This window comes from Kribbella antibiotica (genome assembly GCF_004349055.1).
In the GTDB taxonomy this organism is placed as follows: domain Bacteria; phylum Actinomycetota; class Actinomycetes; order Propionibacteriales; family Kribbellaceae; genus Kribbella; species Kribbella antibiotica.
Window position 1 is genome coordinate 13,071 of sequence record NZ_SMKX01000107.1, and the last position, 17,641, is coordinate 30,711.

Below are 17,641 nucleotides of genomic sequence, written 5' to 3' on the forward strand. Positions count from 1 at the left end.
CTTCGAGCAAGATCGAAAAGTTCAGATCCTTTTCGAGCGCCTGCTTGAACCCGGCTCCCAGCGTCTGACCTGCGGAAACACCGACTTGTCACTATCTGACGGTGGCTTCGCCCATGTTAGGCAGGGGTTTACATCTCCCCCGAATAGGGCTGCACTCAGTGCTGGAGCGGCCACCCCGGGTCACTCCGTGAGGCTGAGGGAGTTGACATGAGACACACCCCGCCGAAACTCAAGGCCGCGCTCTGCGGTCTGGCCCTGGTGGCTGCAACCGCACTGCCGATGGGTGCTGCCCCCGCCGTTGCCGGCCCGGTGTCGGCTGCACCAGCCGTCTCCGCCGAGATGGCGGCGGCGTCCAAGCCGGTCCCCAAGCTGGGTTTCTCCACCCAGACGCTGAAGACCCTGCAAGTTCAGTTCCAGTACCAGCAGACCGGCTATTGGTGCGGCCCGGCCGCGACGCGGATCGCCCTGTCGGCCAAGACCTCCAACCTGCCTAGCCAGCAGCAGTTGGCCAATGAGCTGCCCACCACGACCAACGGCACCGACTGGATCGGTCAGGTCACCCGGGTGCTGAACAACCGCCTCGGTACCACCTACTACGAGACCAAGGAGATGCCGAACGATCCGCCCACCCAGGCGCAGCGCAACCTGCTCTGGCAGGACATCGTCTACGACGTCGACCGCGGCTGGGCGATCGTCGCCAACATCGTTGCCCCGCCCAGCAACCACCCGCCGGGCTACCCGAACGAGACGATCTGGCACTACTTCACCGTGATCGGCTACGACTCCAGCGACTCGACCGTCCTGATCGCCGACCCGGCCGGCTTCGCCCCCGGGGAGACCTACTGGCTGACCTTCAACCAGCTAGCCACCCTGATCCCCCCGAAGGGCTACTCGGCCTGAGCCAGCTCAGTGAGGCTGAGCCAGCTCAGTGAGGATGGCGTCCACGTGGTCCAGACGCAGGTCGCGCACCTCCCGCAGGCTGAATGCACCACCACGATGCGGACTCAGTACGACGTTCGCTAGCTCATGGAACGGGTATGTCGATGCGGTGACTCCGGTCACCGCATCGGCCGTCCGGGCCTCCTTCCACCACACGTCCAGCCCCGCAGCGACTCCGCCGTCGCGCAGCCGCTCGTACAGCGCGCGTTCGTCGAGCACGGTGGCGCGGGCGACGTTCACCAGCACACTGGGCTCCGGTAGCCGAGCTATCAGTTCGGCTCCGAACAGACCGTCCGTCGCAGGCGTCCCCGGAAGTGCCAGTACGACGACACGCGACTGGCTCACGAGTGAGGGGAGCTCGGAGCCCGGGTGAATGCGGATGTCGCCGTCCGAGCCCGACTGCGCCGTGGCGCGGACCGCGTGGACCTCCATCCCGAGTCCGTTGAGCGCACGGGCGATCCGGCGGCCCACTTCGCCGTACCCGATGACCAGTGCGGGGTGTCCGCCGAGAATCATCGTGGGGTTCGGCGGCACGTAGCGGGCGGTCCAGTCGCCGATGCGCATGCCCTGGTCGGCTGGGATGAGTGCGCGGGCTGCGGCCAGGACGAGTCCGACCGCGAGCTCGGCAGTCGGACCGGCGTTGTGATGAACGGTCCGCAACTGCACCGCCGGAAAGTCCGCGAGCAGGTCGCGCACCTCCTGCCGGACTCCGGCGTACGGGACGACGAGCGCTCGCAGTCGCGGGCTGGCGGCAACGAGTTCGCGGGCGGGCGTGCGGGCGACCAGTACGTCGTACGCGGCGTCTGCAGGTGGTGCGTCGTCGGTGAAGCGCCAGCCGGGGTGCCGCTCTGCCAGGCGCGCGGTGGCGTCGTCGTCGAGGCCGCCCACACCGTGGACCCAGAAATGCGTCATGGGGTGGAAATGTAGTTTAAGAAGGTGAGTAGAGCGCCGCGGTTGGAGATCGAGTACTGCACGCAGTGCCGGTGGTTGATGCGGGCGGCGTGGACCGCGCAGGAGCTGTTGACGACGTTCCCCAAGGAGTTGGGGGAGGTGGCGCTGGTGCCGTCGACCGGGGGGATCTTCGACATCTCGCTGGACGGGGAGATGTTGTGGTCGCGGAAGGCCGAGGGCGGGTTCATCGAGCTGCCGTTGCTGAAGCAGCTGGTGCGGGACCGGATCGCGCCGGATCGCCAGCTCGGGCACTCGGACCGCAAGGCGGAGTGATCCGCAGCACGTCCAGGATGTGAATTTGTGAATGCTCAGGCGCCAAGTGACAATGGAACGGTTATGACTACCTCCCTGCCTCTGGTTTTTGATGAGCCGCGCCGTGCCAAGAAGCCGCCGCGGCACCTGGCCGATCTGACCGGGGAGGAGCGCAAGGCAGCGGTCGTGGCGCTCGGAGAGCCCGCGTTCCGGGCCAAGCAGCTGTCGAATCACTACTTCTCCCGGCTGACGTCCGACCCGGCCGAGATGACCGACTTGCCGGCCGAGAGCCGCGACAAGCTGGTCGCCGACCTGATGCCGCCGTTGCTGACGAAGGTCCGCGACATGGAGTGCGACAACGGCACGACGCGGAAGTCGCTGTGGAAGCTGCTCGACGGTTCGCTCGTCGAGTCCGTGCTGATGCGCTACAAGGACCGCACCACAATGTGCGTCTCGTCGCAGGCCGGTTGCGGGATGGCGTGCCCGTTCTGTGCGACCGGTCAGGCGGGCCTCACCCGGAACATGACCACCGCGGAGATCGTCGAGCAGGTCGTCGACGGCGCCCGCGCGCTGTCGCGTGGCGAGATCACCGGTGGTCCGGGGCGGGTCAACAACATCGTCTTCATGGGCATGGGCGAGCCGATGGCCAACTACAAGGCCGTCATTGGTGCCGTCCGCCGCTTCACCGATCCGTCGCCCGAGGGGCTCGGTATCTCCGCCCGCGGCGTGACCGTGTCGACCGTCGGCCTGGTGCCGCGGATCAACCAGCTCGCCGACGAGGGCATCCCGGTCACGCTCGCCGTGTCGCTGCACGCGCCGGACGACGAGCTGCGCAACGAGCTGGTCCCGATCAACAACCGCTGGAACGTAGACGAGGTCCTCGACGCCGCCTGGGGTTACGCCGAGAAGACCAAGCGCCGCGTCTCCATCGAGTACGCGATGATCCGCGACATGAACGACCACGCCTGGCGCGCCGACCTCCTCGCCGAGAAGCTCCGCGCCCGCGGCGACTGGGGCTGGGTCCACGTCAACCTCATCCCGCTCAACCCGACCCCGGGCTCCAAGTGGACCGCCTCTGACCCCGCCGACGAGGCCGAGTTTGTCCGCCGTCTCCAGGCCGGCGGCATCTCCACCACCGTCCGCGACACCCGTGGCCAGGAGATCGACGGCGCCTGCGGCCAGCTGGCCGCATCCAGCAAGGCCTGATGGCAGACCTGTTCTCTCGCGTCCGCTGGCACGAGGGCTATGACATCGCCGAGGTCGACGCGTTCGTTGATCGCCTCGAGGCCACGATCGAGGGCCGGTACGTCGATGCGCCGGTGACCGCCGCCGACATCCGCAACGCCAGCTTCACGCCGGTCCGCCTCCGCGAGGGCTACTCGGTCCAAGAGGTCGATGCCTTCCTCGAGCAGGCGGCTCGCGGGATGTCGAGCATGCCCACGGCTGAGCCGTCCGCGGTCCGGCCGCCGGCGTCTCGCCCGCAGCGCGCCGCGCCGCGGTTCACGACCGTGAGGCTTGCTGAGGGCTACGACATCGCGCAGGTGGACGACTTCGTCGATCGGGTGCTCGCGACGGCCAACGGGCTGCCGGTCGAGCGCCCGGTCACCGCACAGGAGATCGGCAACGTTCAGTTCACCCCCGTGCGCTTCCGCGAGGGCTACGACGTGACGGAGGTCGACCTCTTCCTCGAAGAGGCCGAGGGCTGGCTGAGCGCCTAACCCAGTTCGACAAGCTGGGTCAGGGCGGCGGTGTCCGTCGTCCTGTGCTGGGCCAGGTTGTAGGCGGACCGCCACCACTGACCAAGTCGCTCTCCGGAAGGTCCGGTGCGCTGAATCGAGCGTCGTCCAAACGTTCAGAGCCGCGTTGGTCAGTGGCGCAGGTCCGGCGTACCGAGCAACGGGTAGTAGTCCCCAGAATTCCGCCGAGGACTGTGCCGGTGAGCGGCGCGACCCCCTACTGGACGAACCAGTACCCGTCCGTCGGTACACCCATACTGGGTGCATGCGCGGCACAGTGCGGCGGTATGCGGAGCGGGACCGGCAAGCAGTACTCGACCTGGCGCCCAGGCTGACCGAAGGTGTGGCCCCCTGGCGTTCACCCGCTGCAGTGCGTGCCGCCGTCACTGGCTGGGTGGTTGAGGCGCTTGAGCGCGCAGACGAGCCAGACCGCTTCGTGTACGTCGCAGAGCTGGCCGGTGCGGTTGTCGGGTTTGTCTCTGGTGAGCAGCGGTCGCACTGGTCCGGCACCTCCGAGCTGTACGTCGGCGAGCTGGTCGTCTCGCCGCAGCACGAGGGACAGGGCGTTGGCCGGGCGCTCCTTGGTGCAGTGACCGCGGAAGCAGCACGGTTGGGGCTTGCGTCCATCACTCTGGACACCGGTGCGGCCAACGCGCAGGCACGGGCGTTCTACCGGGCGGTGGGCTTCGCGGAGGAGGACGTGAAGCTCACGAAAGTGCTCGGTGGGATGATCGAGGGGTGAAGATCCTCTCGATCCAGTCCGCGGTTGCCTATGGGCACGTGGGCAACTCTGCTGCCGTCTTTCCGCTCCAGCGCATCGGGGTGGAGGTGCTGCCGGTCTACACGGTGAACTTCTCGAACCACACCGGGTACGGCGCCTGGCGCGGGCCGCTGATCAGCCCGGACGACGTGCGTGAGGTGCTGCTGGGAGTCGAGGAGCGCGGCGCGTTCCCGCAGATCGACGCGGTGCTCTCGGGCTACCAGGGTGGTGAGGGGATCGCGGACGTGATCCTCGAGACCGTGCAGCGGGTGAAGGCGGCGAACCCCGCGGCGGTTTACTCCTGCGACCCCGTGATGGGCAACGCCAAGTCGGGCTGCTTCGTGGCTCCCGCGATCCCGGTGCTCCTCAAAGAGCGCGTGGTCCCGGCCGCGGACATCATCACGCCGAACCAGTTCGAGCTCGGCTTCCTGACCGACACCGAGCCTGACACCCTCGAGTCCACGCTGGCCTCGGTGGAGCTCGTGCGGGCGACCGGTCCGCGCACGGTGCTCGTCACCAGCGTTGAGCGTCCGGACCGCGAGGACGGGACGATCGAGATGCTGGCGGTCGATGACAGCGGCGCCTGGCTCGTCCAGACGCCGTACATCCCGATGAAGGCCAACGGCTCGGGCGACGTGACGGCAGCGCTCTTCACCGCGCACTACCGCCGGACCGGCGATCTCGCGGACTCACTTGCCCGCACCACCTCAAGTGTCTTCGACCTCCTCACGAACACCCACAAGTCAGGTGAGCGCGAGCTGCAGCTGGTGGAGTCGCAGGAGGCCTACGCCAACCCGCAGATGCAGTTCAAGGCCACGCGAGTCAGCTGACCAGCGCTGCGGCTTCGTCGATCGTGTCGACCAGGCGGATCGACGAAGCCAGCGGCCGGTCCGCCGCCAGCGACTGCAGGAGCGGCCAGACGGGAAGCTCCACCGTCCAGTGCTGGACGCCGACCAGGATGAGTGGGATCTGGGTGGCCGGGTCGCCGTAGTAGTTCGGGGTGACGGCTTGGAAGATTTCCTGGACGGTGCCGGCGGCTCCGGGGAGGTAGAGGATGCCGCCGCGGGCCCGGCTGAGCAGGACGTCCTCGCGGAGCGCGTTGGAGAAGTACTTCGCGATCGAGGCGGCGAAGACGTTCGGCGGCTCGTGGCCGTAGAACCAGGTGGGGACGGAGACGCCGCCGTCGCCCGGGTAGGCGCGGCGGACGGCAAGACCGGTCGTAGCCCAGTCGGTGATCGACGGGCGGAAGGACGGCGCCGCCGCGAGTGAGGCGAGAGCCGCGTCCACCGCCTCGTCGTCGTACCCGGCCAATGAAGCCCCTAGATTGGCGGCCTCCATGGCGCCCGGACCGCCGCCGGTGACCACGGTCAGCCCGGCCCGCGCCAGCCCCCGTCCCAGCAGCACAGCAGCCCGGTACGCCGACTCTGTGCGCGCAATGCCGTGTCCGCCCATCACACCGACCCAGGGACCGGTGTCCGGGAGCTCGTGTAGCGCGTCAGCGATCGCATGGTCGTGCAGCGCTGTGGCCAGCGTGCGGCTCGTGTCACCGTGCTCGTCGTGCTGCCGGGACCACGCGTAGACCCGTGCGTCCGGAGTGGCCTCGTAGCCGCGATCCAGACCGGCGTACAGCTCCTCGGCGGTGTACAGCGTGCCGCGGTAGGAGTCGAAGGGCAGCTCTGGGATCGCGGGGAACACCAGCCCGCCACCGTCGCGGATCCAGCGGTCAGCCTTGTCCTCCAGGGCGCAGCCGAGGAACAGTGCGCCGTGCGGGCTCAGGCCGAGCAGCTCCGCCGTACGGCCGGTGAGATCCACCGCCTGCACTCGCCAGCCGGCCATGGTGGTCGCACCGGCGGATACAACGACGTCGAAGTGTTTCAGCGACTCGATGTCGACGTGGGGGATGCTCGGCTGCGTCACGCAGAGCACCCTACTGTTCGTCGGCGGCCAGATGAGGTATTGCTATGACATGACACATGCGGAGCTCTGGGAGCGTCACAAGGCCGTCATGCCGGACTGGCTGTCGTTGTACTACGAGGAGCCGATCGAGATCGTCCAGGGGTCCGGCCGCCGGGTCACCGACGGCGAGGGCAACAGCTATCTCGACTTCTTCGCCGGCATCCTGACCAACGCGATCGGCTACGACATCGCGGAGATCTCCGACGCGGTGCGCGAGCAGCTGAGCAGCGGGATCGCGCACACCTCCACGGTGTACCTGATCCGCAAGCAGATCGAGCTGGCCGAGCAGATCGCCAAGCTGTCCGGGATCGAGAACGCGAAGGTCTTCTTCGCCAACTCCGGTACCGAGGCGAACGAGGCCGCGCTCCTGCTGGCCACGCAGAACCGCCGCTCCAACCAGGTGCTGGCGATGCGGAACTCGTACCACGGCCGCGCCTTCGGCACTGTCGCGATCACCGGTAACCGCGGCTGGTCCGCGAGCAGCCTGTCCCCGGTCAACGTGCAGTACCTGCAGGGCGCGTACCACTACCGCAGCCCGTTCAAGAACCTGTCGGACGCCGACTACATCAAGGTCTGCGTGGACGACCTGCGCAACGTCATCGAGACCACCACTTCCGGTGACGTCGCCTGCCTGATCGCCGAGCCGATCCAGGGCGTCGGCGGTTTCGCCTCCCCGCCAGACGGCCTGTACGGCGCCTTCAAGGAGGTGCTGGACGAGTACGGGATCCTGTTCATCTCAGACGAGGTCCAGACCGGCTGGGGCCGCACCGGCGACAACTTCTGGGGGATCCAGGCGCACGGCGTCGTACCGGACGCGATGACGTTCGCGAAGGGCCTCGGCAACGGCTTCGCGATCGGCGGCATGGTCGCCCGCCCGGACCTGATGGACAGCCTCACCGCGAACTCCCTGTCCACCTTCGGCGGCAACCCGATCTCCACCAGCGCCGCCAAGGCCACCATCGACTACCTGCTCGACCACGACCTCCAGGCCAACGCCGCCAAGCGTGGCGCCCAGCTCGCCGATGGCCTGCGCGGCATCGCCGAGGAGTTCCCCGAGCTCGGCGACGTCCGCGGCAAAGGCCTGATGCTCGCCACCGAGATCGTCAACCCCGCCGACAACACCCCGGACGCGGCGACGACGGCCAAACTCCAGCAGGAGACCAAGAATCGCGGCCTCCTGATCGGCAAGGGCGGCCTCTACGGCAACGTCCTGCGGATGGCCCCGCCGATGACGCTGACCGAGGAGGAGACGACCGAGGCGATCGAGATCCTCCGCGACTCCTTCAACACCCTGCGCTGACCCCAGTACGACGAAGGCCCACCCTCGCCGACATCCACAGCAGGGTGGGCTACGCCAATACACGCGGGCCTTCTTCCCCCGCGTCGTCTACGCCCGCTCCTTCGTCGCGTGCTACGCCAACACCCCACCCACCCCCCAGCCCTTCGCCGGGCTATCGCCCGGCGGCCTGCGCGCTACCGCGCGCGCGACGACGGGCGGCGTCTGGCTGGCGCACCCTTGAAGGCGAGCCACGGCTGGGTCAATTTTCAGAGTTGCGGGTCGTTGTAAGGTGCAGAGTTCTCGTAGAAGGCGACTCGGCGCTTGATGAGGGCAATGGCCTGGTCGCGGCTGTCATCCGTGTTCGTGACGAGTTGGTATGTCGAGGCGGTTTTAAAGAGCCAGTCGTGGATGTGTCGGTCGACGAGGTGACGGTACCGGGGGTCATAGTCGTGTGTAGCAACGACCGGTTCGGCGGGATCCAGTTGGGTGGCGAGGAGAAGCTCATATCGTGGAGCTTGGCTGGCTACCAGCTGTTCGAGTCGCTCAGTGGTCGACGGCTTGCTGGGCTCGCCGCGAAACTCTAGAGCCGCCGTGTAGTACGCGATGGCGTCGATGGGCGCTCGGTCGGTGAGGACTACGTCGGAGTCAGTCGTGTGGGCCAGTTCGTCTGCGATGCCTGCTGCGATGACCCACTCGGTCGAGGTCGCAGTGTGGCGCTGCATTTTGGGAAGCCCAAGCGCTGCGGCGCGTTTGCCGAGTCCGTGGACGCGAGCTACGCGGAGGCCGGTGGCGCGCAGTTCCATCTCTGCGCGCCGCATGAGGACGGTTTTTCCGGTGGAGTGGGTTCCGGTGATGGCGATGTGGATAGGAGTGTTCAAAAGAGTGTGTCCTCGGGTTCTGGTTCGGGTGCGCCCGGCATGCCCGGTGGGATCGCGGCGGTGATCAGCGCTTCCCAGGTCGGATAGTTGTCGGCGAGCGCAAGGAATAGACAGCTAGCGGCGTAGGCGTCGAAGGTCGCCCGGTGCCGCTGTGCTGGGGCTTGAGTGAGGTCAAGTTCGGCGTGAGCGATGAGCGCGTCGAGGGTGTACGACGGCAGGCCCTGCCACGTCGCTTTGGCCAACCGCAGGGTGTCGATGACGCCGGCCGGCCGCCAGTTCGGCAAGTGCCGGGACAAGACGCGGTAGTCGACATGGGCGTTGTGGGCACAGATCCACGCCTCCCCGAGCAGCTTTGCGACGTCCGGGGCGACCGTGTCCCAGGTAGGTTCGTTGGCGAGCACGGCGTTGGTGAGACCGTGGATGCGGGCCGCGAACGGGGATACGGCGATCGGTGGGCGAACGAGCCAGGCTCCGGCAGTGCTGGTGTCGGGCCGGCCTTGCCTGATCGGCAGGGCCGCGACCTCGACCAGGTCGGGCGGGTTGGCTCCGTTGCCTTCCACGTCGACGACCAGCAGCTCGGGCCAGGTGCTCGTGTTCACTGTTCCTCTTTCGCCTCGCGCCAACCGATGTCGGCTCGTCCGTGGCGCCGGTGATGGTGCGGCTTGGCAGCGTCGTGGACCTGATAGCCGTGGGTGTGTTGCAGCCAATACCTGGGCGGTTCGTTCAATCCCTCAACGATGACGGCCCGATCGGTGATGACCGGATCGCTGGTCGCGCCCAGCAGACGAGCTTGTGAGGTCACGGTATCGAGGTCCGGCTTGACCCAGGCCGCCTTGCAGATGGCGAGTTGCGACATCGGGCAGATATCGCAAAGCTCGCGGATCCCGTAATGGCCGTTGTAGTCAGCCTCGCCGTGCGCATAGGTGACGGCACAACTGGTCTTGCGGAACAAGGCACCGTACGGCGCTTCACTGTCGGTGGAGCGATGGAAGCGTTCAAGGATTCGCCGTTCGGAGATCTCCGGCATGATCTTGCGTCGTGCGGTCTCGTCGTAGGGCAGCGGGATGTCGTGGCTGGCGTAGTAGGCCGCGATCTCGTCACGGAAGAACAACCCGGTGAACACCGTGGCGTGTGCGTGCTTGGAAAGCTCCAGCGCACGGTCGATGTCGGCATCGCTGTCATTGAGGCCCGGAACGATCGGGCGCCAGTACAGGATCGTTCGATACCGCTCGGAGTTGTCGTAGAGAGTTCGAAGGCTGGTTGCGGCGATCCGGGAGTCAACCGGCTCGATCCGCGGATCGCTGATCCCGGAATGCGTCACGAGGACGGTGAGCTTGATGTTCGTGAAGCTGTTCAAGATCGCGCAGTCTTCGGCATCGACGCGCCACCGGGTGATGACGAGAACATGGTTCGTGAGGCCGCGTTCGTCGAGCAGACGTAGCACGTTGAACGTGTGCGGCTTGACCACCGGCAGCATCGGATCGGTGGCGCGGTTGAAGATCTGGATCGGTGTGATGTGCGGCTGAAAGTAGGAGTGGCTCGTCAGTAGATCGACGGCAGCCTCATCCGACATCAGGGCCCGGGGAGTCTTGAGTTCGAAGTTGTCGAACAGGTGCCGTACGCAGTAGCCGCAGTCCAGCGGGCAGCCGATGATGTGGTTGAGCGACAGCCCGGACTTGCGATACTCGATGGTGTCCGCGAGTTCCTTCTTCAAGCCGCTGATCTGCTCGGTCGTGAGCAGCGGCAGTGATCGGCGGGCTGTGATTGGGGTTGCCATCATTGACCTCCTAAGTCGAGCAGGGACCATTCGTTGGCGCCGTACCAGGTGCCGAAGTCGCGGCATGTCGCGGTGGCGTCGTCGGAGGCATGAACCAGGTTCTCCACCAGCCGGCCCTGCGGGCCGGCGAGATGCAGCGCATCGATACCGAAGTCAGCGCGGATCGTGCCTGGGGCTGCTTGAGCCGGATCGAAGTGCCCGAGCAGCGACCGCACCACGGCAGACGTGTCGATACCTTCAGAGCCGTGGGCCAGCGCGACAACCACTTCCTCGCCCACGTAGTTGCTCCGTAGGCAGGCGACCATGTCGCGGTCGGTGAACCAGTCCTTGTTCACCAGCATGTCCCAGTAGTGAACGAAGATCTGCCAGTCCTCAACCACCATCTGACGCTGGGCAAGCACCGGGACCTCACGTCGGATCCTGTCCAGGACCGCTTCGGTGAGACCGCGGCGGACACAGTCTGGTTTGAGCAGGATGACGCTCCAGCGGCCCCAGTCCACGCCACCCAGCACGACTTCGCCGGGACCCGGCGGCTGCTTCATTGCCCTACCTCGAAGGGGGCAATGCGGCGCGGCCAACGGCGTGCCATTAGCCACCGCAGCCCCGGATCCAGCGCGCCTATCAGTTCATCGTCGACCGTGTCGGCCGGGCAGTGGACGAGTTGGCGCTTCGCTTCGAACATCAGCAGTACCTGTTGCCAGTAAGGGTCGAATCCCATCTCTGCGATCTCGGATGGCCGGTACTGCCTCGCGTTGGTGCGCAGCGCTGCCTCGTGTCGTAGCAGCTCAGCGATCAGGTCAGAGTTGGTGTCCTTCGGCATCGTCCGGACCTCGAACGCAGGGCGCTGAGTACGTTCGCTGGCCTCCTGCAAGGTCCGTCGCGCGCGGGCAAGGTCGCGGTCGCCGATATGCGCCGATCCGATGTGATGGGTGTAGGCGCCGACTTCCAGGCCGAGCTGGATCGCAGCGAATTCCTGGATCATGGTGAACGAGAAGACGTCTGCCAGGAGCCCGCGGTCAATGTCGTTCGCGCGCATGTAGCAGACCATGTGCAGGCGCCCTTCGCGCTCCAGCAAGTGCAGCGCGACAACACACGAAACGTCAGGGTTCGTCTCGACTGCAAGTTCGTCTCGGCCGAAGATCTGCAAGACGCCGCGCTTCGAGTTGGGCTCAGTTCGCAGAAGGTTCAGTACCCGATCGAATGGGCTGACGGTGTCGCCGTCGAGTGGGTTGAAGATCCGTGAACCGTAGGCAGATCCGACGATGGAGACGCCGTCGCGAGAGTCCCGCTGCATGCGGGGCGCGTAGTACCCGATCATGTCGAGGTCGTTGCGGCCGGCCAGGTACCACAGCGCTTCGGCGTAGTGGAATACCGGATTGACCTGTCGCGCCGCCAGGTAGGCAAAGCGGTCTCTCGGATCTGCGATCTGGAAGCTCAAGCCCAGACACTCGCGGCTCTCGTTGCCCCGCGGTGCGTTCTGGAACTCGAACTCATTGGCGACGTGGTCTAGCACATCCAGATAGGCCTGTTCGAAGGCTGGAAACACAGCAGGACTCAACACGACGTTCTCCTAGGCGAGTAGGGAATGCGGGGACCAAAGGTGGGACGGATGTGACTCGAGTGCGAGCACGGTCGTCACGCCGCCCTGCGGGCCGGCCGTGCTCACCACAGGGGGAGCCGCATCCGTCTCACCGCTTTTGAGGGGCTGGCTCGTGCTGCCCTCGCCCAGGCGCGCCCGAAGGCGACGAGGGCAGCAGAGCCGTCCGAGAACCGCGCATTGGATTCTCGGAGTGGAACGGCGAGCGAGGAGCAGCCCAATCGCTACGGGCCCGCTCGCCGGGAGTGGGGGGAGGCCCGGTACGTCGCCCTGCGGTGGTCAGTGACGTACCGGGCCTCCGGGTGAGGTACCGGCCCTGCGGTGAGGTTGCGCAGAGTGTCGATCGCGCCGGTCCCTGGTCAAAATGCAACGGGAGAGTCACTACCGCCGCCCCGTCTTCAGCGAGTTCGTGTACGACGGCGTCTGCTTTGCCTAGTGGAGCTAGATGCAGCAGCGTAGGGACGGCGACGAGCGCGTCCAGCGATACCGCGACTCGGAGTGTTGCGAGTCCTTGCGACTTCGAGTCGACTGTGTCGCTGAAGATGCCGGCGAGTTCCAGACCGTTTTGCCGCGAGTAGGCAACAAATCTGGCCATCATCTCGGCGCGATCCTTCGCGGTCATCATGAAGTGCTGTCGGTAGTAGCAATGAACGCGTTGCATGACGATCCCCCCGTTCAGGTTGTTGTTCAGCGGTCGAAAGCGTCCGGGCATCGTGTGCACGGCCATAGCCCGTCGCATACCCAGCACAGGCCGTCGAGGCTTGCTGTGGGGACCCGCTTCCCCGTGGATAGCGGGTAGTCAAAATCTGAGGCGATACGACCCAGCCGTATCCCCGAGGCGCTGTGATTCCGATCAAGCGCGAACGCCTGCGGTGCCGGCTTCAACATGGGCTCGACGATCGAATCCATAAGAACCGCCTCCCTTTGCCGAATTGCCTGGGTTCGCTCTATCGAAGGGCAGAACAGGCCGGCCAGGAAGTCCCAATGCTCACGCAGCGTTATCACTTAGGTACCAGGGGTCTCACAGGGGTCTCACTTGCACCATCTGAGATGCGACCCGTACGAGGGTGAGGAAGAATCAACTACCGTGGGCGATCTGTCGAACACGGAGCTGCGATAGAGATGACGAGCACCGGGAACACACTGCTTCGGGCGCTGCTGGATGACGCAGGCCTGAGCAACGCAGCTTTGGGCAGGGACATAGTCCGCCTGGGCGCCAAGGAAGGCTGCCATCTCGGGACAACGCCGACATCCGTCCAGAGGATGTTGACCGGGACCCAGCCGCGCTGGCCCGTTCCGCGCCTAGTCGCGCAAGTGTTGTCCCATCACCTCGGACGAGAAGTCACCGTGAGTGAGTGCGGATTCGTCGATCAAAGCCCGATCGAGAGGGATCCATACGACGGACTCCAGAGCGCTGATTCGATGCATGAGACGGTCCGTTCTGTTGTCTCGCTATCGGATAGGGATATGAACCGTCGAAACTTCCTGCTCGGAACGACCTTCAGCGCGGCTGCCTTCGCGGAACCAGCACTATTCGCCATGACAGTGCCTCCTGCGCAGATCACCGAGCAGGCTGCCGGCCGCCGGATCGGTCAATCTGATGTGGAAATCCTTCAGGAGCACTTCGATCATCTATGGCGCCTTGATCACCGTTACGGTTCCGGCCGAGTCCGCGAACAAGGGGTTCGCCTGCTCAACTCCGAGGCGATGAACCTTCTCAAGGGCTCGTACTCGGCCAAGGTCGGAACTGCCCTGCTACGAGTGGTTGCTCAAACGTCTTGGCTAGCTGGCTCGATGTCGGCCGATGTCGGGCGCCACGCCCTCGCGCAGCGGTACTACATCCAGACCCTGAACCTCGCACTCTCCGCTGGCGACACCCAGTACGCCGCAAACATCCTCGGCTACATGAGTCGAATGACAATCCACATCGGCCACAGCGCAACTAGCGAGAGCGAGCGGATCTCCAACGGCCGCCATGCTGTTGCTCTAGCCCGCGCAGCGCAGTCTCTCGCCAGTGATCGCCTGACACCGGTTCTGTCGGGACTGCTGTGCGCCATCGAGGCACGAGGCCACGCTCTGCTCGGCGACTCCCGTGAGACTCGGATGACCGTGCATAAGGCGGAGAAGGCCTTCGAGCGCTCTGTCCCGGGCAACGAGCCATCATGGCTGGCCTTCTACACGGAGGCGGAGCTACTCGCAGATCTGGGCCGATGCCTTCGCGACACAGGTGAAAGTACGAACGCCGAGCGTTTGATCAACCACGCACTTGAAAGCTACGAACCCTGGCGCGCTCGGAGCCGGTGCTTCGTCCAAACCGATTTGGCAACCACACACCTCGTCGCCCGCGACTTCGATCGCGCAACCTCACTGGGATTGGACGCAGTCCGAACCGCCTCCCGGATCAGCTCGAGCCGCGCCGTCGACCGTATTCGAACGTTGCATCGTCAGGTTCAGCCGATCCGGATGAAGTCCACGCACCTGGCTACGCTGGACGAAGAGATCACGGCCTACCTGGCACATCAGCCGCGAGGAAATGAGGACACTCGGGTATGACCTCCATCGAAGTCGCCCTCCAGAACGTAGTGGTCTATTCGATTCCCATGCGTTCCAGATTCCGAGGGATCGCAGCACGCGAGGGCATCCTCTTCGAGGGAGAACACGGTTGGGGTGAGTTCTGCCCGTTCATCGAGTACGACGACAACGAGTCGATCGGCTGGCTTCAGGCGGCACTCGAACAAGCCAACACGCCCTGGCCGACCTTCGAACGATCTCGTGTCCCCGTCAACTGCACGGTGCCTGCTGTGGCCCCGGACAAGGCACATCAGATCGTCCTTGACTCCGGGTGCAAGACGGCCAAGGTGAAGGTGGCCGACCACCCGGACGCGCTTGGCGAGGACATCGCTCGTGTGGAAGCTGTTCGAGACGCACTTGGGCCCGGTGGTGCGATTCGAATCGATGCCAACTGTCTGTGGGATGTCGACACCGCAGTGCGAAACATCAAACAGATCGATGCCGCGGCTGGCGGGCTGGAGTATGTAGAGCAGCCGTGCACGACCGTCGAAGAGCTCGCCGCCGTTCGTCGCCGAGTCGATGTAATGATCGCGGCAGACGAGTCCATTCGCAGAGCGGAAGACCCTCTGAAGGTCGCGCTAGCAGGTGCAGCTGATGTGGCGATCATCAAGCCGCCGCCGCTAGGCGGTCTCAAGCGCTCACTGGAAGTCGCTGAAGCCGCCGGCCTGCCGTGCGTCGTGACCTCAACCCTCGGCACAAGCATCGATGTGGCCGCGGGAGTTGCGCTCGCAGCATCCCTGCCCGAGCTGGATTTTGCCTGCGGTCTGAACACTCTCGCTCTGCTCACCGGCGATGTGGTTGGCGACGGCACCTCCATCCGTGCATCCGATGGCTTCATTGAGGTCCCGACAGAACAACCTGTTCCAGACCTCCGTCTGCTTGAGGAGTTTCGCCAGAAAGACCCCGCACGAACGGAATGGTGGATGGACCGCCTCCGGCGAGTCTCCGAGGCGCTTCGCGGCTAGACACTCCAGGTCACGTCATCTCAGTCACCTGTGGCTAGGAACTGTGCACCTAACAAGTGCCGCCCCACGAGATGAGCAGGACTGAGAGCGAAGCGTGGCTGACGACCAGCCCGAGACCGATGGGTCGACTGAGCAGCGTGCCTTTCTTTGTCGTGTCCTCGGGCAGGCGGCCGGCGGGCTGGGCGTCGAACTGGACGGTGACGTCATCTTTGGCTGGTGGGATCGCACGATCGGATCGGCGGCAATCGGTGGCGACGGGACTCGTTTGTGGCTGCGCGCAACAGCCGAACATCGCGACTGGGCGCGCGGCGAGGTCTGGACCGGCAACGTCGACGCCGCCGTCATCACCGGTGTACCGAAGCCCGAACTCGTTGAACGAGTGGAGTGGACCGAGGAACCGGTAGTCATCTACGCCGAACTGTTCAGCTACATACGCGACCAGCCATGCTCACCCACGCCAGAACTGACGACACAGTTAGACCTGTCGGACGCTTGGTGGTCGGAGCTACGAACGGCAGTCGACGAGCTGGCCACCCAGCCCACCTCCCGAGGCGAGCACGACCCTCAGACCTACCTTCGCGAACTCGAAGACTTGTACGAGCGACCGCTCGGCGTGCCTGATCTGGAGCTAAGGACTGAACACACCGATCTGCATTGGGCCAACCTGACCCAACCCAGGCTGTGGCTGCTTGATTGGGAGTACTGGGGCAGCGCCCCAGCGGGGTACGGCCCGGCTCTGCTGTACTGCCACAGCCTGCTCGTTCCGGACACGGCCGCGCGTGTCCACGATGTCTTCGCCGATGTCCTGGACACCCCGACCGGTCAGCTTGCTCAGCTCGCCGCCGCTGCCCACGTCCTCAACCGCGCCGAGCGAATGGGCGACTACCCTGCTCTGCAAGATCCGGTCGGGCAGCTAACCCAACGGATACTCACGTCGCTGGGGGGACGATGAACTCGTTGCTCATGACGCGGCTGACCTTCGGCAGCCCGCTCGGCGATGGTTGGCCGTTCACGCTTCCCGCCGTACAGGCGCTGGACGGCGGGCTTGACTTCACGGCGCCGGTGACATTTCTGGTGGGTGAGAACGGCTCCGGCAAGTCCACCATCGTCGAGGCCATCGCTGACGTCTGCGGCATCAACTCCGAAGGTGGGAAAGCCGGAACCAAGTACTCCAGCACCGGCGCGCTCACCCCGCTCGGCGAGGTACTGGATGCCGATCTGACCAGCGCCGGACTGCGGCTGATCCACGGCCCGAGACTCAAGCGTCGGGCGTTCTTCTTCCGCGCCGAGACCTTGTTCAACCTCGGCAACAACGTTTCCGGCATGTACGGCTTCTGGGAAGACGACCTCACCGAGCAATCCCACGGCGAAGGCTTCTTCACCGTCCTCGAAACCATGATCTCCGGCCCGGGGCTGTACCTCCTGGACGAACCCGAAGCCGCGCTGTCGTTCACCTCTTGCCTACGACTGATCGACCTCCTCGACCGCGTCACGAAGCAGGGCGGGCAAATCATCTGCGCCACTCACTCGCCCATCCTTGCCAGCCTTCCCGGAGCCCAGATCCTCGAAGTCGGTGACCACGGCATCCGCACCACGCCATGGGAAGAACTCGACATCGTCGATCACTGGCGCCGATACCTGAGCAAGCCAGGATCCTATCTCCGTCATTTCCTCGAATCTCCGCCATCCTGATCCCTCGGCCTCAAGCCCGGTTGCTGCCTTTAGCACTACCTGTCGATAACTCAAGTCAAGAGGGTCGAGAACCTGCCAAGCTGCAGGTGTGGGTAGGGGCGCGGCCGCAGGTTCGAGCACGGCGTGCGTTTCTCCGCGTGAGCACTTCAGCTCTCGGCCGTTCATTGCCGCGAGGTCTGGGACCTGCTCGCGTCCGAGGCGGCCTCAGCCGGACGCGGCCCGTTCTCGGGCGCGCGGTAGCGCGCAGATTGGCGGGCGGTAGCCCGGCGAAGGGCCTGTCTCTTATAC

At 65.4% G+C, this 17,641-nt stretch carries 18 protein-coding genes; 11 read left to right on the plus strand and 7 right to left on the minus strand.

Translation table 11 applies throughout. From position 1 onward, the window contains the following. Positions 1 to 207 precede the first annotated feature (207 nt). Positions 208 to 900, plus strand: a complete 693-nt coding sequence (locus E1263_RS29100) for a C39 family peptidase (RefSeq protein ID WP_132173087.1) — start codon at positions 208 to 210, stop codon at positions 898 to 900. 6 nt (positions 901 to 906) lie between these two features. On the opposite strand, the gene E1263_RS29105 is transcribed toward E1263_RS29100, so the two are convergent. Continuing rightward, a complete protein-coding gene (locus E1263_RS29105; protein WP_132173089.1) occupies positions 907 to 1,851 on the minus strand; it encodes an NAD(P)-dependent oxidoreductase in 945 nt (314 codons plus the stop codon). Positions 1,852 to 1,875: 24 nt separating this feature from the next. Between E1263_RS29105 and E1263_RS29110 the strand changes: the two genes are divergently transcribed. From E1263_RS29110 to pdxY, 5 genes are all read left to right on the plus strand, one after another. After that, positions 1,876 to 2,163: an Rdx family protein gene (locus E1263_RS29110; RefSeq protein ID WP_132173091.1), complete on the plus strand. Its 288-nt coding sequence runs from the start codon at positions 1,876 to 1,878 to the stop codon at positions 2,161 to 2,163. Positions 2,164 to 2,226: 63 nt separating this feature from the next. Then, positions 2,227 to 3,348: a dual-specificity RNA methyltransferase RlmN gene (gene rlmN, locus E1263_RS29115; protein WP_132173093.1), complete on the plus strand. Its 1,122-nt coding sequence runs from the start codon at positions 2,227 to 2,229 to the stop codon at positions 3,346 to 3,348. Further along, complete coding sequence (locus tag E1263_RS44120) at positions 3,348 to 3,860, plus strand: DivIVA domain-containing protein (RefSeq protein ID WP_132173095.1); 513 nt, start codon at positions 3,348 to 3,350, stop codon at positions 3,858 to 3,860. Before rlmN ends, E1263_RS44120 begins: the two co-directional genes overlap by 1 nt. Positions 3,861 to 4,143: 283 nt before the next feature. Next, a complete protein-coding gene (locus tag E1263_RS29125; protein WP_132173097.1) occupies positions 4,144 to 4,620 on the plus strand; it encodes a GNAT family N-acetyltransferase in 477 nt (158 codons plus the stop codon). Further along, positions 4,617 to 5,468: a pyridoxal kinase PdxY gene (pdxY, locus tag E1263_RS29130; RefSeq protein WP_132173099.1), complete on the plus strand. Its 852-nt coding sequence runs from the start codon at positions 4,617 to 4,619 to the stop codon at positions 5,466 to 5,468. The genes E1263_RS29125 and pdxY overlap by 4 nt, the downstream gene beginning before the upstream one ends. On the opposite strand, the gene E1263_RS29135 is transcribed toward pdxY, so the two are convergent. Then, complete coding sequence (locus E1263_RS29135) at positions 5,461 to 6,555, minus strand: LOG family protein (protein ID WP_202869102.1); 1,095 nt, start codon at positions 6,553 to 6,555, stop codon at positions 5,461 to 5,463. The genes pdxY and E1263_RS29135 overlap by 8 nt on opposite strands. 49 nt (positions 6,556 to 6,604) lie before the next feature. On the opposite strand from E1263_RS29135, the gene E1263_RS29140 reads away from it, so the two are divergent. Continuing rightward, entirely contained in the window at positions 6,605 to 7,894 is a 1,290-nt protein-coding gene (locus E1263_RS29140; RefSeq protein ID WP_132173100.1) for an aspartate aminotransferase family protein, read from the plus strand. A 245-nt stretch (positions 7,895 to 8,139) separates the two neighbouring features. Here the strand turns inward: E1263_RS29140 and E1263_RS29145 are convergent, their stop codons facing one another. From E1263_RS29145 to E1263_RS29165, 5 genes are read right to left on the minus strand one after another with little or no spacing between them, the layout of a single operon-like run. Beyond that, positions 8,140 to 8,751 carry an AAA family ATPase gene (locus E1263_RS29145; RefSeq protein ID WP_202869103.1) on the minus strand — a complete coding sequence of 204 codons (612 nt, stop codon included), beginning with the start codon at positions 8,749 to 8,751 and terminating at the stop codon, positions 8,140 to 8,142. After that, entirely contained in the window at positions 8,748 to 9,350 is a 603-nt protein-coding gene (locus tag E1263_RS29150; RefSeq protein ID WP_132173102.1) for a 3'-5' exonuclease, read from the minus strand. Before E1263_RS29150 ends, E1263_RS29145 begins: the two co-directional genes overlap by 4 nt. Then, positions 9,347 to 10,528 (minus strand): radical SAM protein, encoded by a 1,182-nt coding sequence (locus E1263_RS29155; protein ID WP_132173104.1) that lies wholly within the window; start codon positions 10,526 to 10,528, stop codon positions 9,347 to 9,349. The genes E1263_RS29150 and E1263_RS29155 overlap by 4 nt, the downstream gene beginning before the upstream one ends. Then, positions 10,528 to 11,070 carry a nucleoside-diphosphate kinase gene (locus tag E1263_RS29160; protein ID WP_132173106.1) on the minus strand — a complete coding sequence of 181 codons (543 nt, stop codon included), beginning with the start codon at positions 11,068 to 11,070 and terminating at the stop codon, positions 10,528 to 10,530. Before E1263_RS29160 ends, E1263_RS29155 begins: the two co-directional genes overlap by 1 nt. After that, positions 11,067 to 12,089: a thymidylate synthase gene (locus E1263_RS29165; protein ID WP_202869104.1), complete on the minus strand. Its 1,023-nt coding sequence runs from the start codon at positions 12,087 to 12,089 to the stop codon at positions 11,067 to 11,069. The genes E1263_RS29160 and E1263_RS29165 overlap by 4 nt, the downstream gene beginning before the upstream one ends. A 1,458-nt stretch (positions 12,090 to 13,547) precedes the next feature. Here E1263_RS29165 and E1263_RS29170 point away from each other — a divergent pair. From E1263_RS29170 to E1263_RS29185, 4 genes are all read left to right on the plus strand, one after another. Continuing rightward, positions 13,548 to 14,678: an NsdA family TPR-like regulatory protein gene (locus E1263_RS29170; protein ID WP_132173108.1), complete on the plus strand. Its 1,131-nt coding sequence runs from the start codon at positions 13,548 to 13,550 to the stop codon at positions 14,676 to 14,678. Continuing rightward, entirely contained in the window at positions 14,675 to 15,661 is a 987-nt protein-coding gene (locus E1263_RS29175; protein ID WP_132173110.1) for an o-succinylbenzoate synthase, read from the plus strand. The genes E1263_RS29170 and E1263_RS29175 overlap by 4 nt, the downstream gene beginning before the upstream one ends. Positions 15,662 to 15,755: 94 nt before the next feature. Continuing rightward, complete coding sequence (locus tag E1263_RS29180) at positions 15,756 to 16,613, plus strand: aminoglycoside phosphotransferase (protein WP_132173112.1); 858 nt, start codon at positions 15,756 to 15,758, stop codon at positions 16,611 to 16,613. After that, positions 16,610 to 17,353 (plus strand): AAA family ATPase, encoded by a 744-nt coding sequence (locus tag E1263_RS29185; RefSeq protein ID WP_132173114.1) that lies wholly within the window; start codon positions 16,610 to 16,612, stop codon positions 17,351 to 17,353. The genes E1263_RS29180 and E1263_RS29185 overlap by 4 nt, the downstream gene beginning before the upstream one ends. The last annotated feature ends 288 nt before the right edge of the window (positions 17,354 to 17,641 follow it).

What these genes read in the sequence shown, in the direction of transcription:
- E1263_RS29100 (WP_132173087.1), top strand. Translation starts at nt 208, where the DNA reads ATGAGACACACCCCGCCGAAACTCAAGGCCGCGCTCTGCGGTCTGGCC.
- E1263_RS29105 (WP_132173089.1), bottom strand. Translation starts at nt 1,851, where the DNA reads ATGACGCATTTCTGGGTCCACGGTGTGGGCGGCCTCGACGACGACGCC.
- rlmN (WP_132173093.1), top strand. Translation starts at nt 2,227, where the DNA reads ATGACTACCTCCCTGCCTCTGGTTTTTGATGAGCCGCGCCGTGCCAAG.
- E1263_RS44120 (WP_132173095.1), top strand. Translation starts at nt 3,348, where the DNA reads ATGGCAGACCTGTTCTCTCGCGTCCGCTGGCACGAGGGCTATGACATC.
- E1263_RS29125 (WP_132173097.1), top strand. Translation starts at nt 4,144, where the DNA reads ATGCGCGGCACAGTGCGGCGGTATGCGGAGCGGGACCGGCAAGCAGTA.
- E1263_RS29140 (WP_132173100.1), top strand. Translation starts at nt 6,605, where the DNA reads ATGACACATGCGGAGCTCTGGGAGCGTCACAAGGCCGTCATGCCGGAC.
- E1263_RS29155 (WP_132173104.1), bottom strand. Translation starts at nt 10,528, where the DNA reads ATGGCAACCCCAATCACAGCCCGCCGATCACTGCCGCTGCTCACGACC.
- E1263_RS29160 (WP_132173106.1), bottom strand. Translation starts at nt 11,070, where the DNA reads ATGAAGCAGCCGCCGGGTCCCGGCGAAGTCGTGCTGGGTGGCGTGGAC.
- E1263_RS29170 (WP_132173108.1), top strand. Translation starts at nt 13,548, where the DNA reads ATGCATGAGACGGTCCGTTCTGTTGTCTCGCTATCGGATAGGGATATG.
- E1263_RS29175 (WP_132173110.1), top strand. Translation starts at nt 14,675, where the DNA reads ATGACCTCCATCGAAGTCGCCCTCCAGAACGTAGTGGTCTATTCGATT.
- E1263_RS29185 (WP_132173114.1), top strand. Translation starts at nt 16,610, where the DNA reads ATGAACTCGTTGCTCATGACGCGGCTGACCTTCGGCAGCCCGCTCGGC.